Raw genomic sequence first — 15512 nt, 5'->3', positions numbered from 1 at the left:
GTCTGCTATGCGAAATCCGAAACTGAAAAATCTGTTGGCACCGACACTCCTGAGCCTGGCGATGTTCGCCGGGGCGACTCAGGCCGCCGCGCCATTGCGTCCACCGCAGGGCTACTTCGCCCCGGTGGATAAATTCAAGACCGGCGACAAGAGCGACGGCTGCGACGCGATGCCGGCGCCATACACCGGTCCGCTGCAATTTCGCAGCAAATACGAAGGTTCGGACAAGGCCCGCGCGACGCTGAACGTGCAGTCGGAAAAAGCCTTTCGCGACACCACCAAAGACATCACCACGCTGGAGCGCGGCACCGCCAAGCGCGTCATGCAGTTCATGCGCGACGGTCGCCCGGAGCAGCTCGAATGCACGCTCGACTGGCTGACCGCATGGGCCAAGGCTGACGCGTTGATGTCCAAAGACTTCAACCACACCGGCAAGTCGATGCGCAAATGGGCGCTGGGCAGCATGGCCTCGTCGTACATTCGCCTGAAGTTCTCCGACTCGCACCCACTGGCCCAGCACCAGCAGGAAGCGCAGTTGATCGAAGCCTGGTTCAGCAAAATGGCCGATCAGGTGGTCAGCGACTGGGACAACCTGCCGCTGGAAAAAACCAACAACCACTCGTACTGGGCCGCCTGGTCGGTGATGGCCACCGCCGTCGCCACCAACCGCCGCGACCTGTTCGACTGGGCGGTGAAGGAATACAAGGTCGGCGTCAACCAGGTCGACGCCGACGGCTTCCTGCCCAACGAACTCAAGCGCCAGCAACGCGCCCTCGCCTATCACAATTACGCCCTGCCGCCGCTGGCAATGATCGCCAGTTTCGCCCAGGTCAACGGTGTCGATCTGCGTCAGGAAAACAATGGCGCACTGAAGCGTCTGGGTGACCGTGTGTTGGCCGGCGTCAAGGACCCTGACGAGTTCGAAGAAAAGAACGGCAAAAAGCAGGACATGACCGACCTGAAAGAGGACATGAAATTCGCCTGGCTCGAACCGTTCTGCACGCTCTACACCTGTGCGCCGGATGTGATCGAGAAGAAGCGCGACATGCAACCGTTCAAGACTTTCCGTCTTGGCGGCGACCTGACCAAGGTCTACGACCCGTCGCATGAAAAGGGCAACAAAGGCAGTTAGTCGCTGATCGTTCCCACGCTCTGCGTGGGAATGCAGCACGGGACGCTCTGCGTCCCAAAGCGTGACGCAGAGCGTCACAAGAAGCATTCCCACGCAGAGCGTGGGAACGATCATACAACCGCCCGTTTTACGTGGGGGGTTTGGGGGGGCTTTGGCCCTTGACTGTTGGTTCAAACATGGAGAGATCGGGATGGTATTTTCATCCAACGTGTTCCTGTTTCTGTTCTTGCCGATCTTTCTCGGCTTGTACTACCTGAGCGGGCAACGCTATCGCAACCTGCTGCTGCTGATCGCCAGCTACGTGTTCTACGCCTGGTGGCGGGTGGACTTCCTCGCGCTGTTCGCAGCGGTCACGCTGTGGAACTACTGGATCGGCCTGAAAGTCGGTGCCGCTGGCGTCAGAACCAAACCGGCGCAGCGCTGGCTGCTGCTCGGCGTGGCCGTCGACCTGTGCATTCTTGGCTACTTCAAGTACGCCAACTTCGGTGTCGACAGCATCAACGAGATCATGACTTCGTTCGGTCTCGAGCCGTTCATCCTGACCCACGTGCTGCTGCCGATCGGTATTTCGTTCTACATCTTCGAATCGATCAGCTACATCATCGACGTGTACCGTGGCGACACTCCGGCGACGCGCAACCTGATCGACTTCGCAGCATTCGTGGCGATCTTCCCGCACCTGATTGCCGGCCCGGTTCTGCGTTTCCGCGACCTCGCCGATCAGTTCAACAACCGCACGCACACCCTCGACAAGTTCTCCGAGGGCTGCACGCGGTTCATGCAGGGTTTCATCAAGAAGGTCTTCATCGCCGACACCCTCGCCGTGGTCGCCGACCATTGCTTCGCCTTGCAGAACCCGACCACGGGTGACGCCTGGCTCGGTGCGCTGGCGTACACCGCGCAGCTGTATTTCGATTTCTCCGGTTACAGCGATATGGCCATCGGTCTGGGCTTGATGATGGGTTTCCGCTTCATGGAAAACTTCAAGCAGCCGTATATCAGCCAGTCGATCACCGAGTTCTGGCGCCGCTGGCACATCAGCCTCTCCACCTGGCTGCGTGACTACCTGTACATCACCCTCGGCGGTAACCGTAAAGGCACGCTGATGACCTATCGCAACCTGTTCCTGACCATGCTCCTGGGTGGTCTGTGGCACGGCGCGAACATCACTTACATCATCTGGGGCGCCTGGCACGGCATGTGGCTGGCGATCGAAAAAATGCTCGGCCTGAACACTTCGCCGCGCAGCCTCAACCCGATCCGCTGGGCACTGACCTTCCTGCTGGTGGTGATGGGCTGGGTGATCTTCCGTGCCGAGAATCTGCACGTTGCCGGTCGCATGTACGGTGCAATGTTCAGCTTCGGCGACTGGTCGCTGTCGGAACTCAATCAGGCCAGCCTCACCGGTCTGCAAGTAGCGACTCTGGTGGTGGCTTACGTAACCCTGGCGTTCTTCGGCCTGCGTGATCTGTACACCAATCAGCCGCCAGCCAAGACCAAACCGGAAGTCAACGTCGAGGCCAATGGCCCTGCCACGGCGACGCCGGGAATGATCAAGGCAGCGCCTGGGGAAAATCCGGCGAGCATCCACGAACCTGGCTACACCGTTGGCGTCGAAGCCCAGGTGCAACCGGCTTACTGGACCGCTGACTGGTCGCGCTACGTGATGCGCGGGCTGATCCTGCTGCTGTTCATCGCCTCGATTCTCAAACTCTCGGCGCAAAGCTTCTCGCCGTTCCTTTACTTCCAGTTCTGAGGGATCTGACATGACCCGCTCATTACGCATCTTCTACATCGCCCTGTTCCTGGTGACGCTGTTGGTCCTCGGTCTGTGGTCGGTTCGCAGCTTCTTCGGCTTCAGCACCAACGCCGATGCGACGGTGCTCAACGGCCGCTGGACGAAGGCGGTGGAAACCCACTACGACGATGAATTCCCAATCAAGCGTCTGGGCACCAACCTCTGGGCCGCGCTGGATTTCAAGCTGTTCAACGAAGGTCGTCCGGGCGTCGTGCTCGGCCGCGACCAGTGGTTGTACAGCGATGAGGAATTCAACCCGATCGTCAACGAACAGCAGAACCTGCAAGGCAACTACGCGCTGGTCGAAGGCGTGCGTCAGACCCTGAAAGAGAAAGGCGTGAAACTGGTGATGGCGATCGTTCCAGCCAAGGTGCGTCTGTACCCGGAGCATCTGGGTGAAGTGAAGCCTTCGAGCATTCACCAGAACCTGTATCAGGATTTCCACGCCCGTGTCGCGGCCGACAAGATCCTCGCCCCTGACCTGCTCGGCCCCCTGCAACAGGCCAAGCAGAACGGTGAGCAAGTGTTCCTGCGCACCGACACCCACTGGACGCCGGAAGGCGCCGAGATCGCCGCCAACACGCTGGCGAAAACCATTGCCGAGAAATTCCCGCTGAGCGGCGAGCCACAGCGCTTCGTCACCACGCCAGCGGAGAAGGTCACGCACAAGGGCGATCTGCGTCTGTTCCTGCCACTCGATCCGCTGTTCGAAAACATGATGCCGGCGCCTGAGCCACTGCTCAAACGCAACACCGTTGCCGCCGAACAGCCTGCCGGTGACGACGCCCTGTTCGCCAACAGCGAAGTTCCGGTCGCGCTGATCGGCACCAGCTACAGCGCCAACCCCAACTGGAACTTCGTCGGTGCGCTCAAACAAGCGCTACACAGCGACGTCGTCAACTACGCCGAAGACGGCCACGGCCCGATTCTGCCAATGCTCAGCTACCTGAAAAGCGATGACTTCAAGAACAGCCCGCCACAAGTGCTGATCTGGGAGTTTCCTGAACGATATCTGCCTGTGAACAACGAAATCGGCGACGCCGACCCGCAGTGGGTCGCAGAGCTCAAACAAGCCGGCGCCCGCCAACAAAACGTAGCCATCAACACTAAATCCGAGACGCCCGATCGGGCGCAAAACTGAAAGAGAGGTACACCATGACTTTCACTACTACTCCTCGTCGTCTCGCTAAAAGCTTCGCACTGGTTGCTGGCCTCAGCGTACTTTCCGTCCCAGCCTTCGCCGGTGGCGACGCCGCGCTGTACGGCCCGACCGCTCCGAAAGGCTCGAGCTTCGTGCGTGTCTACAACGCCAGCAACGCCGAAGTCAGCGCGACTGTCGGCAGCACCAACCTGAGCGATATCGCGCCACTGGCCAGCAGCGACTTCAGCTTCATGCCGGGCGGCGATTACAGCGCCAAGGTCGGTAGCCAGACCCTGCCGGTGAAACTCGCCGGTGACCACTACTACACCCTGGTCAACAACGCTTCCGGCGCGCCACAACTGATCGAAGAGCCGCCATTCAAGAACAAGCAGAAATCCCTGGTGCGTGTACAGAACCTCAGCGACAAATCGCTGACCCTGAAAACCGCCGACGGCAAGACCGAAGTGGTGCCGAACGTGGCAGCCAAGGGCCGTGGCGAACGTGAAATCAACCCGGTGAAAGTCAGCCTGGCACTGTACGAAGGCGACAAGAAAGTCGGCGACGTGAAACCGGTCGCCCTGGAGCGCGGTGAGGCAGCGGTGCTGTACGTCACCGGCAACGGCAGCAACCTGTCGCCAGTCTGGGTGAAACGCCCGGTGTCGACTCGCTAACCAATTTCCCGCAGAGACGCTGATCCCTGTAGGAGCTGTCGAGTAAAACGAGGCTGCGATCTTTTGATTTTGAAGATCAAGATCAACAGATCGCAGCCTTCGGCAGCTCCTACAAGGGATGCGGCGTCTTCGGACACGAGACAAAAACAAGAGTGAAACGACACAACGTTCGTTGCTCTAACCAAATTGATTTTATGGAGTAAACATTATGATTCCGGTGATCTTGTCAGGTGGTAGCGGTTCGCGTCTGTGGCCTCTTTCGCGCAAGCAATTCCCCAAGCAATTCCTCGCCCTGACCGGCGAACACACACTGTTCCAGCAAACCCTCGAGCGTCTGGTGTTCGAAGGCATGGACACGCCAATCGTGGTCTGCAACAAAGAGCACCGTTTCATCGTCAACGAGCAACTGGCCGCGCGCAATCTGGAATGTCAGCGCATCCTGATGGAACCGTTCGGCCGCAACACGTCGCCGGCCGTGGCCCTGACCGCGATGATGCTGGTCAATGAAGGTCGTGACGAACTGATGCTGGTGCTGCCGGCCGACCACGTGCTGGAAGACCAGAAAGCCCTGCAACGTGCGCTGGCCCTGGCCACCGTCGCTGCCGAGAACGGCGAGATGGTCCTGTTCGGCGTACCGGCAACCAAACCGGAAACCGGCTACGGCTACATCAAATCCACTGCTGATTCGCTGCTGCCCGAAGGCGTCAGCCGCGTCTCGCACTTCGTCGAAAAACCGGATGTGAAGCGCGCCACCGAGTACGTCGAATCCGGCGGTTACTATTGGAACAGCGGCATGTTCCTGTTCCGCGCCAGCCGCTTCCTCGAAGAACTGAAAAAGCACGATCCGGACATCTACGACACCTGCCTGCTGACCCTTGAGCGCAGCCAGCAGGACGCTGACACCATCACCTTCGACGAAGCCACCTTCGCCTGCTGCCCGGACAACTCCATCGACTACTCGGTGATGGAAAAAACCCAGCGCGCCTGCGTGGTGCCGCTGACCGCCGGCTGGAGCGATGTCGGCTGCTGGTCGTCGCTGTGGGAAGTCAACGAGAAAGACGCCAACGGCAACGTCAGCAAAGGCGATGTGGTCATCCAGGACAGCAAGAACTGCATGATCCACGGCAACGGCAAACTGGTCTCGGTGATCGGTCTGGAAAACATCGTCGTGGTCGAAACCAAGGACGCGATGATGATTGCCCACAAGGACAAGGTCCAGGGCGTCAAGCAGATGGTCAACACCCTCAACGCCCAGGGCCGCAGCGAAACCCAGAACCACTGCGAAGTCTATCGTCCGTGGGGCTCGTACGACTCGGTGGACATGGGCGGGCGTTTCCAGGTCAAGCACATCTCGGTCAAGCCGGGCGCGTGCCTGTCGCTGCAGATGCACCACCACCGCGCCGAACACTGGATCGTGGTCAGCGGCACCGCCGAAGTGACCTGCGACGAAAACGTGTTCCTGCTCACCGAAAACCAGTCGACCTACATCCCGATCGCCTCGGTGCACCGCCTGCGCAACCCGGGCAAGATCCCGCTGGAAATCATCGAAGTGCAGTCGGGTTCGTACCTGGGTGAAGACGATATCGAGCGTTTCGAAGATATCTACGGCCGCTCCACCCCGATCGAACGCGGCGTGTCGGTGAAAACCATCGCGCAGTAATCGCCTGCTGAAACAAGAAGCCCTCGTCCAGCCCGTTGCGTTCCCTATCCGCAGCGGGCTGGGCGGGGGCTTTTTTTGTCTAGCCGAAGACTGAATTGCGGCGTCTCGCCAGTGGTGAATCTTCATCGACCGACTCGCCTTCCGTCGCCTGCGCCAACCCCGCGGGACCTTGTGTAAACGCGGCTGCAAACAGTTGCTGCGCCAACGGTGTGGACGTTGATTCCGGTTCTGCGAACAACGGCTGCCGCCGGGTCGATCGATTGAAGGACTGCAAGTCGACCGCCGGACTGTTCGAGGAGATGGCAAGAGGCACGGCAACGGGTGTGCTGAGCAGTTTGTACTGGATCCGCGTCTGAGCCTCGGAAACCTGCATGGCATTGCCCATTGCCACACTCAGTGAGCCCACCAACTGAGCTGCGGGGTTAGCGGCGTGCATCAGCAGATTTCCGCCGATCTGGAAGCCTTTGGCCACGGCACCGCGCCTGGCTGCAAGCACTTGCGGTTCTTCGACAGGGCTGTTGAACGCAACGGACATGGGTCCCATGATCCGGCTGGTGGTCTCCTCCCCCAACACCCGATTCATTGTCGAAGAAACGAATTCACCGGAGTGGTACAGCACGGCCCCCGAAGGTGGCGCGGTGTGCGTCCGGACGGCGGCAATGACATGCGCCTGATGTGTGTTGAGCACGGAGTTGTCCCGGGCTCCCAGCTCTGCCAGCGCTACCGGTATTTCGCGGCGGTAGGCCTGGACGTCGGGATTTGGGTCATTCTCGAAGTAACGGCGCACGGGCTGCATGCCGGCGGCTTGCACGGGATTGACCAGTTTCTTGTCGGCAAGATCGTGATACACCCGGTCGCCAGCACGCTTGTCGGGCTTGTCGGGCTTGCGCCCGTCGCTGTCCCTGTAAGTCATTGGGTTGTTGCGCAGCGCGCGATAGCGATTATGGCCGTCGATCGCTCCACCAGGATCGCTGTTCAGCCAGCGTTGCAGCCACGGCACGTAATAGCGAAACCCGTAATAGTAAAGTCCCGTGGCGTCACGTTCCTTTGCCGAATACCGCGCGGTCTTGTAGCTGACGTCGGGTTCTTCGGCCCACGCCGTTGCACCGAATGGATAAAAATGCTCGCGGCTGATCAACTGCGCATCCGCGTCCAGCTCAAGACTGATTGAGCCCAGATGATCATTGAAACTGTATCGGTAGAGATAATTGACGCCGGTCGGCGATGGGCTCTGCCAATGCAGGACTCGTACGATATTGAGTCCGGTCCGCACGATGATCACCTGCAGGCTCTCACCGGTGCCGGTATCGGTGCGTAATTCCAGCGCTGGCAGATAACGCACCTGTGCAAGAAGACTGCGTGCAGAGGCCCGTGACGAACGCGTCTTGCATACCCGCTGACCGGCGCCGTCATAGAGATAGCTTTCACGATCATCGGCATCTGTTCGGCGTGAGACGACCACGACCGAGTCCAGCTGGCAACGCAGATTCCACTGCAACCGGCGTCCCTGATCCAGCAACAGCAAATTACCCCGCGAATCGAAAGCTGCAGCGATCTCTGCTTCAGAGGGCGGCTTACCGTCATGCCACGGCAAACACCGATTGCTAAAGCGTGCGGCCTGCAGTTGATGACCTGGACTTTGTTGGCCGACGTGAGTCAGCCCGCGCAAATTGCCGCCGACGTCGTAATGATAACGCTGGCTGTAGTTGGCGACAGCGGTCGGCCCGCCACCGCCAACGCCGGCCTCCCAGCCAGTGGCATGGGACAACTGATAAAGACTGTCATAGCGGTAACGACTGACCGGCTCGATACGCTGGTTGGCGAACCAGCGCACGGGCAATGCCTGGTCTTCGATACTCGTTACATTGCCCATCGGGTCGTAGGCGTAGATCAGATGCTGCAGCACATTGCCTAGATTGTCCTGAGCATGGCGCGTGAGCAGGCGGCCGTCTTCGGGACGGTAGCTCAGCGTAGTCAGCACGCCGTTGCCTGCCAGTTCATGAGTGACTTGTCCGTAAGCGTCGTAGCGAATATCACTGACGACCGAATGGTTCTGAGTCTGAAGTTTGAGCCGTATTTCAACTGCGCGTAACTGGCCGTGGAGAGTCAGTGCGAAGGCCTGCCGATTGCCACCGGCATCGAACTGTTCGAGCACAGGTCCCAGCGGGGCATAGCGCCATTGTGTGGTTGCCCCTTGAGGTTCGAGCAACTTCTGTCGATCGGCGATAGCCTCTGGCCAATCCGCGGCAACCGGCTCAAGCGTGAAGTGACGGATGTTTTCACTGCACTGCCCGGTGATCGCAAACTGCGAGAACAGAACACTGCCACCGGGATCGTCATGACGAATCACTTGACCGAGCTGATTGCGCAGCGGATCGCCCGCGCCGGGGCGGCCATAGGCAAGGCGCTCGGAACAACGGCGAGGTACGCCGGTGCCTTCCTCGAACACCGCGACAGGTCGCAACAAGTCATCGTATGCAATTTCGCGGCATGTGCCACGGCTGTCCCAGTTGCACAACGTCTGGCCGGCCAAACCGGGCAACTGGACCTGGACTCCCGCATCGGTACTGTCCGAGCGCAGCGCGATATCGTTCAAGGCATGGACAGTGGTGAGGCTGGCGGGCGCTTGTGGATCATTCGCCTGCAACGCCCACAATCGCGCATCCCATTGTTTGACTGCACGGCCGGCGTTGTCGCGCAACGTCCGCTCGATCCGGGGCTCGCTTGCCAACGCCGCATCGGCGCGCCAGTAGTTGACGCTGAGGATGGCCAACCCGCGCGGATCGTTCACGGCAAGCGTTGGCGTATTGCTGTGGATGCCCATAGTGCGTCAACGTCCCAGTGTGCCCTTGGCTCATGAGAGCAAGCGCGGAACCGCATTCCTACTGTCAGAAATTACAGTCCCGACCAACGGTGCGCACAAACTCGTCCCGAATACCCATTGCGCCAAGCCTTCGGTAGGATGGGGCTCACTCACCCACGGAGCGCTCACGCATGTTCATCGGCATCCTGCTGGTCATTACCTGGTTGATCCTGCTGCTGCGCTACCCGGCCAAGGCCTTGCCGGTTTCGGTATCCGCTGCGATTGGCTTGGGTTTCGTGGCCATGTGGGTGGTGTGGCTGGACAACCGCGAGATCAAGCAACTGGCGCGCCTGGAACTGCGCATTGCCTACGCTCCCGAGCAATGCCCGGCCGACCGTCCGCTGCAATTGAAAATGAACAATGGCAACAATGTGCCGCTGACCGAGCTGCGCTGGCGCATCGCCGCTTATGCGCCGGGCGATACGGTCAACCTGGCCGACAATCAATACACTGCCCCACGCTATCGTGGCCCCGGCGAGTTGCAGGCCGGTGCAACCTGGGAAGACTGCTTGCCACTGCCGCCGCTGCGCCCCGGCTATCGTCCGCAAACCCTGGAGTTTCGCGCCGAGCATTTGCAAGGTAGTTTCTCCGACTGATCCCCTCCCCCGACTGTTTGCACAAGGAATGCGCCATGCCCGTTGCGTTGATTACCGGTTGTTCCAGCGGCATCGGCCGCGCCCTTGCCGACGCGTTCAAAGCCGCCGGCTACGAAGTCTGGGCCAGTGCGCGCAAGGCTGAAGATGTCAGCGCGCTGAGCGCTGCCGGTTTCACCGCTGTCGAGCTGGACGTCAACGATGGCGCCGCGCTGGAACAACTCGCCGAGCGTCTGAGCCAGCAACATGGCGGCCTTGATGTACTGATCAACAACGCCGGTTACGGCGCGATGGGGCCGCTGCTCGACGGCGGCGTGCAGGCGATGCAGCGCCAGTTCGAGACCAACGTGTTTTCGATTGTTGGCGTCACCCGCGCGTTGTTTCCGCTGCTGCGTCCGGCCAAGGGGTTGGTGGTGAATATCGGCAGTGTGTCGGGTGTGCTGGTCACACCGTTTGCCGGCGCCTACTGCGCGTCGAAAGCGGCGGTGCATGCGCTTAGCGACGCGTTGCGCATGGAGCTGGCACCGTTTGGCATCCGTGTGATGGAAGTCCAGCCTGGTGCGATTGAATCGAGTTTTGCGAAGAATGCCGGACATGAAGCCGAGCAGTTGATCAACGAGCAATCGCCGTGGTTTCCCCTGCGTGAAGGCATTCGGGCACGGGCCAAGGCATCGCAGGACAAGCCAACGCCGGCCAGTGAGTTTGCGGCTGAGCTGTTGAAAGCGGTGCGGCAGAGCAAGCCGCCACGGCTGGTTCGCATCGGCAACGGCAGCCGGGCGTTGCCGTTATTGGCGGCGTTGTTGCCGCAAGGGTTACTCGAATCGACGTTGATGAAGCGGTTCGGGTTGCGCGCCAGGCTCTGATCCCCAGTCGTTGCGACCAGCGGTAGCCAGACCTGTCAGAGTTGACAGTAGGCGCCCTCTAAGCGAAGGCCTATCGTGAGTTCAAGCCAGGTGAATAGTGTTAAGACAGCGTTAGCGCCCGGCGAGTAAACCGACCTCACGACAACCGCGCAGGGACGTATATGGCAATTGCAAAGAAGGCCGCGAACATCAGGGCGACAATCGACGCCACATGGGGAAGCGGCCAAGGCAAACTTCAACTTGACGATATATTCCAAGACGACCCGACGAAGTCCCGGCCCCTCACGGGGTCGACGCTGCTGCGCGATAAATCGTTGCTGGTCACCAGTACCTTCGACAACGGCGTCTTCTTCATTTCCAAGCTGAACCACTTGGGTGCCGTAGACCTGGCGTTTGGGGCCGCAGGGCGTGTCACGGGTTCGTTCCTGGCCAATGAGCAAGCCTCTGGCGGGCCGATTGCAGAAGGTGCCGACGGGCGGCTGTTCATGGCAGGCAGCACAGCCAATGAGCAATCGAACGAGGTTAGCGCTGCGATTCTCTGCCTTGACAGCAAAGGCAATCGAGTGAGCAGCTTTGGCGAGAATGGCCAAGTCATCATCGATCCCCCAAACACACAACGGCTTACGAAAAAAGGCCCGGCATTCGTCTTCGCGCTACCCGATGGCAGCGTTATTGTCGGCGTTGATTACCACACGCCTGACGTGCTCAAGGCGCACCTTTACAAATTCGATGCGCAAGGCGCACCCGTGAAGGCATTCGGCACAGATGGCCGAGTTGAAATTAATCACGGGATGCCGCATGCATCGACTTCACTCAGCGACGGTTGCGTGCTCGACAATGGACTCTTGTTATTTGCAGGCTACGAAAAATACGAGCCGGACGTGAACACGGACGGTCTCCTCGTGATGTTGAATTCAGACAGTGGCGCGCCCCATGAGAATTTCGGCCTCCCGGAAAGACCCGGGGTTGTGGTAGTCCGGTACAACTCCATGGGTGCCGAACTCAATACTGTGAGACAGCGAGCCCCTGATAGATTTACGGCATCTGGCTACACCAACATGGGCAGCGGTGTCAGTGAGCGATACGGCATGTTGTTCGCCTTCGATGAAAAAGGTAAGCCCGATTTTGACGTTTTCGGCAGTCCGAATGCCATGCCACTCCCACCAGCTCTCGGCAGCGACAGGCGAGTCAACTGGGCGGACCATGTTCCTTTCGCTGATAACATCGTAGTTTCTGGTGGAGACGAGAAGGGCAATTATATTGCCTGTGTGAAAACCCGGAGCGGCGGCTACAACTCCGATTTTTCAGACGCGGGTGGCGTCATCCATCGCGACGAGACCACCGACTCGCTCTCCAGGCTTCATTATCAGCAGGCCCCAGGCAAATTGATTGTTGCCCTCAACATCAATCCAGAAAACCCTCTGGGTTGTCTGTATCGCTACAACATTTCCCAGTAGCTGGAAGCATCACCGCGTCGCCCGGTTCAGGGGCGACGCCGTCGATCACTTGTCTGCCAGGTCCTGCTTCACCACTACCGTGCAAGTAATCCCCGCCGCCAGCAACACGCCCTCTGGCACCTCATCAATGTGAATCCGCACCGGCACACGCTGCGCCAGGCGGACCCAGTTGAACGTCGGGTTCACGTCGGCAATCAGTTCGCGGCTTTCCGGGTTGTCGCGGTCGTAGATCCCGCGCGAAATGCTCTCGACATGGCCCTTGAGCACTTCGCCGCTCATCAATTGCATGTCGGCTTGGTCACCGACTTTGACGTGCGGCAACTTGGTTTCTTCGAAAAAGCCGTAAATCCAAAATGAATTCATGTCGACCACGGCCATCTTCGCCTCGCCGATGCGCGCGTAGTCGCCGCGATGCACATTGAGGTTGGTCACGTAACCGTCCACCGCCGCACGCACTTCGGTGCGTTTGAGGTTGAGTTCGGCGGCTTCCAGTTGCGCCTGGGCATGTTGGTAATCGGCCAGCGCGGCGTCGGCGATGTTGCTGGCGTCGTCGCGGTTTTCCTTGGAGATCACCAGATTGTCGAGGTCGGCGCGGCGATGGGCGTTGACCTTGCGCATTTCCCAGGTCGACTTGCGCGAAGCCACCAGCGACTGCGCCTGCTTGACCGCAATGCGGTAGTGCTCGGGGTCGATGCGCATCAGCAGATCGCCCTTTTTCACCAGTTGGTTGTCACGCACCGGCACTTCGACCACTTCGCCGGTGACGTCGGCGGCAACGTTGATGATGTCGGCACGCACGCGACCATCGCGGGTCCACGGCGTGTTCATGTAGTGCTCCCACAACGTGCGGCCGATCCACAGCGCCAGGGCCAGCACCAGCAGGGTCGCGAGCAGGCTGAAAAACTTTTTCATCAAGATGTTCTCAACGGTAGACAGTCAGCGCCATGGCGCCGAACAGACAGGTAAACAGGCTCAGGCGCAGCAGCGCCGGGTGCCAGAAAAAACGGTACAGGTCGAACCCCGAGAGGAAGCGGTCCAGCGCCCAGGCCAACCCCGCAGCGACAAAAAACATCAGGGTCATGGTCGGCATGTACACGCCGTGGAAGGCGATTTCACGAGGCATGGGCAAGTCCTTCGGGCCTGGCGGGAGCGAATTCGGCCAGGGGTGATTGCGGGTCGAGCAACGAGGTGCGGATGAAGTGCAGATAGCTCTTCACCCGCCGCAACGCGGAGGTATCGAAGTGCGGCGCGAACGGCTCATCGGTGGCGGCGACGCGGCTGATCGCGTGATCGACCGCCACCAGTGCGCGCTCAAGATTGCTCGCGTTCGGCTGCAAGAACAGCCGCACCAACGCACGCCCCATCACGCGGATTGCCTGACGCCACGGCTGCGATTCGGCATACGCCGGGTGCACCGGCAGGATCGCCTGCTCCTTGCGCAATTCGATGATCGCGTGGCCGACTTCCAGCACCACGAACATCCAGCGCAGCAGACTCTTCTGCACCTTCGGTTGCCCCGCCGCGAGGCCATAGGCCTGATGCAGCAGATCGCGGGTGCGGCTCTCGAAACGCGAGGCCAGGCCTTTGAGTTTTCCACTGATCGCATAGACCACTTGCCCGCGCAGATCCTGCTCCAGGCGCTGCCACAGCCAGCGACTGTTCGGCGGCAGAATAATCGCCCCCGCCGCAGCACACACGAGCATGCCCATGACCATGGCGATGTAGTCGTTGATGAAGGTGTAGGGGTTGTAGATCGTGAGATTGTCCGGCACTGAACCGGTGCTGAAAAAAATCAGCAGGCCCAGTCCGACCCCGGCGTATTGCGGCCGCGAGGCGAGGAACGAGCCGAGCACGATCACCGGCGCGAGCATCACGCAGAGCAAGGGGAAACCGTCGATCCACGGGAAGATGAAAAACATCTCGACGAAGCCGATCAGTGCGCCGAGAAAAGTCCCGCAGGCCATTTGAAAGGCCATGCGTTTCGGATTCGGTGTAGCCGCAGACAAACCGACGGTGGCGGCGGCGATCAGGGTCATGGTCGCCCCGCTCGGCCACGCGGTGGCGACCCAATAACTGCCCAGCACAATCAGAATGAACGAGGCGCGGATCCCCGAAGCGGCCGCCGCCCACCAGTTGGTTTGCGGGGTGAACGGCTCGTCCCAGCGTTCGCGTTCGTGACGATGCTCGCCCAGCGACGCGTGGGTCTGCGCATAGCTGTGCAGGTCATCGACGAAGCGGTAGAGCAATTCGTAGGCGGTGTGAAAATCCAGTTGTTCGGCCTCGCTCGGAGCAGTGTCCTGAAAGATCCCGCGCAGGGTTCGGACACGTGCCGGCAGACCTTCCTTGTAGGTGGCCAACGCGGTCGCCAAACGTGCCGCATCCGGGCTGGTCAGCGCGCGACCGCTGAAGCCGTCGAGCACTTCGGCGAGGTCCTGCAAGCCCGGTTTGATCGCCGCAACAACATGTTCTTCGCCATTGCCGCGCAGGCGTTCAAGCAATTGATGCAAGGCGTTGAAGCGCGTGGTGATGCCCATGAACTCGCTGTTCAAACGACTCAGACGACCGTTGCGCCGGCGCATGTGCGGGTCTTCGAACACGGTCACGCTGCGCAGCCCTTCCAGGCCGACGGCTTCAGCAATGAAGCGCACGTTGCTGGCTTCGAACGCCTCGGCTTTGCTGCGCCCGCGCAAGCCGTCGGTGACGAACAGCGCGAACACACCGAAGCGCTGATACAGGGCGTTGCGCATCGCCGCGCTGGCGGTCTGCGGCAGAATCGCCGCGCTGATCAGCGTCGAACAGAGAATCCCCAGCGAGATCTCCAAGACCCGCCACACTGCCGCCATAAAGGCGCCGTCCGGGTGCGCCAGCGCCGGCAGACCGACCATCGCTGCGGTGTAACCGGCGAGAACAAAACCATACGCGCGAAAATTGCGGCAACGCGCGGCACCGGCCGAGCAGATGCCGACCCAGATCGCCAGCGAGCCGAGAAACAGCTCCGTGTTCTGCGCGAACAAAGCGATCAGCGTGACCATCATCGCCGACCCGGCCAGCGTGCCGAGCAAGCGATAGAAACTCTTGGCGAACACCTGGCCGCTCTGCGGCTGCATGACGATAAAAACCGTGATCATCGCCGTGCGCGGTTGCGGCAATTCCAGACGCATCGCCAGCCATAGCGTGAGAAACGCGGCGAGCAACACCTTGAAGATATACACCCAGGTCACGCCATCGCTGCGTGCCCAGTCGAAAAAACCGCGACGCCATTCCAGGGAATGGAGCCAGCGCAGGGGGGCGGGCAAGGAGGTCATTGAAAATACTCAGGCATGCAATGCGGACT

At 60.3% G+C, this 15512-nt stretch carries 12 protein-coding genes; 8 read left to right on the top strand and 4 right to left on the bottom strand.

The annotated features are described in order from the left end of the window. Positions 1-7: 7 nt before the first annotated feature. The 5 genes from FEE99_RS09280 (at position 8) to FEE99_RS09260 (ending at position 6402) form a co-directional block, all read left to right on the top strand. A complete protein-coding gene (locus FEE99_RS09280) occupies positions 8-1132 on the top strand; it encodes a mannuronate-specific alginate lyase (RefSeq protein WP_016771602.1) in 1125 nt (374 codons plus the stop codon). 190 nt (positions 1133-1322) lie between these two features. Next, positions 1323-2888, top strand: coding sequence for an MBOAT family O-acyltransferase (locus FEE99_RS09275; protein WP_041479485.1), 1566 nt, complete (start codon positions 1323-1325; stop codon positions 2886-2888). A gap of 10 nt (positions 2889-2898) precedes the next feature. Then, entirely contained in the window at positions 2899-4071 is a 1173-nt protein-coding gene (locus tag FEE99_RS09270; RefSeq protein WP_041479484.1) for an alginate O-acetyltransferase, read from the top strand. 14 nt (positions 4072-4085) lie between these two features. Beyond that, on the top strand, positions 4086-4742 hold the full coding sequence (locus FEE99_RS09265) for an alginate O-acetyltransferase AlgF (RefSeq protein WP_041479483.1): 657 nt from the start codon (positions 4086-4088) through the stop codon (positions 4740-4742). Positions 4743-4950: 208 nt separating this feature from the next. Then, the gene (locus FEE99_RS09260; protein WP_024011673.1) at positions 4951-6402 is read left to right on the top strand and encodes a mannose-1-phosphate guanylyltransferase/mannose-6-phosphate isomerase; all 1452 of its coding nucleotides are present in this window, start codon (positions 4951-4953) and stop codon (positions 6400-6402) included. 79 nt (positions 6403-6481) lie between these two features. Here the strand turns inward: FEE99_RS09260 and FEE99_RS09255 are convergent, their stop codons facing one another. Continuing rightward, positions 6482-9226, bottom strand: coding sequence for an RHS repeat domain-containing protein (locus tag FEE99_RS09255; protein ID WP_052392191.1), 2745 nt, complete (start codon positions 9224-9226; stop codon positions 6482-6484). 170 nt (positions 9227-9396) lie between these two features. Between FEE99_RS09255 and FEE99_RS09250 the strand changes: the two genes are divergently transcribed. The 3 genes from FEE99_RS09250 to FEE99_RS09240 all read left to right on the top strand — a co-directional run bounded on the left by FEE99_RS09250 (position 9397) and on the right by FEE99_RS09240 (position 12178). Further along, positions 9397-9861, top strand: coding sequence for a hypothetical protein (locus FEE99_RS09250; RefSeq protein WP_041479482.1), 465 nt, complete (start codon positions 9397-9399; stop codon positions 9859-9861). A 35-nt stretch (positions 9862-9896) separates the two neighbouring features. Further along, a complete protein-coding gene (locus tag FEE99_RS09245) occupies positions 9897-10721 on the top strand; it encodes an SDR family oxidoreductase (protein ID WP_041479481.1) in 825 nt (274 codons plus the stop codon). A gap of 161 nt (positions 10722-10882) precedes the next feature. Continuing rightward, positions 10883-12178 carry a hypothetical protein gene (locus tag FEE99_RS09240; RefSeq protein WP_041479480.1) on the top strand — a complete coding sequence of 432 codons (1296 nt, stop codon included), beginning with the start codon at positions 10883-10885 and terminating at the stop codon, positions 12176-12178. A 45-nt stretch (positions 12179-12223) separates the two neighbouring features. Here FEE99_RS09240 and FEE99_RS09235 read toward each other — a convergent pair whose 3' ends face one another. From FEE99_RS09235 to FEE99_RS09225, 3 genes are read right to left on the bottom strand one after another with little or no spacing between them, the layout of a single operon-like run. After that, complete coding sequence (locus tag FEE99_RS09235; protein ID WP_041479479.1) at positions 12224-13090, bottom strand: efflux RND transporter periplasmic adaptor subunit; 867 nt, start codon at positions 13088-13090, stop codon at positions 12224-12226. A 10-nt stretch (positions 13091-13100) separates the two neighbouring features. Further along, positions 13101-13301: a DUF1656 domain-containing protein gene (locus FEE99_RS09230; protein WP_041479478.1), complete on the bottom strand. Its 201-nt coding sequence runs from the start codon at positions 13299-13301 to the stop codon at positions 13101-13103. Further along, a complete protein-coding gene (locus FEE99_RS09225; protein ID WP_041479477.1) occupies positions 13291-15483 on the bottom strand; it encodes an FUSC family protein in 2193 nt (730 codons plus the stop codon). Before FEE99_RS09225 ends, FEE99_RS09230 begins: the two co-directional genes overlap by 11 nt. Between the last annotated feature and the right edge of the window lie 29 nt (positions 15484-15512).

The sequence above is a fragment of the Pseudomonas sp. ef1 genome, from assembly GCF_007293365.2.
In the GTDB taxonomy this organism is placed as follows: Bacteria; Pseudomonadota; Gammaproteobacteria; order Pseudomonadales; family Pseudomonadaceae; genus Aquipseudomonas; species Aquipseudomonas siliginis.
This window is presented reverse-complemented; position numbering and strand designations above follow the sequence as displayed.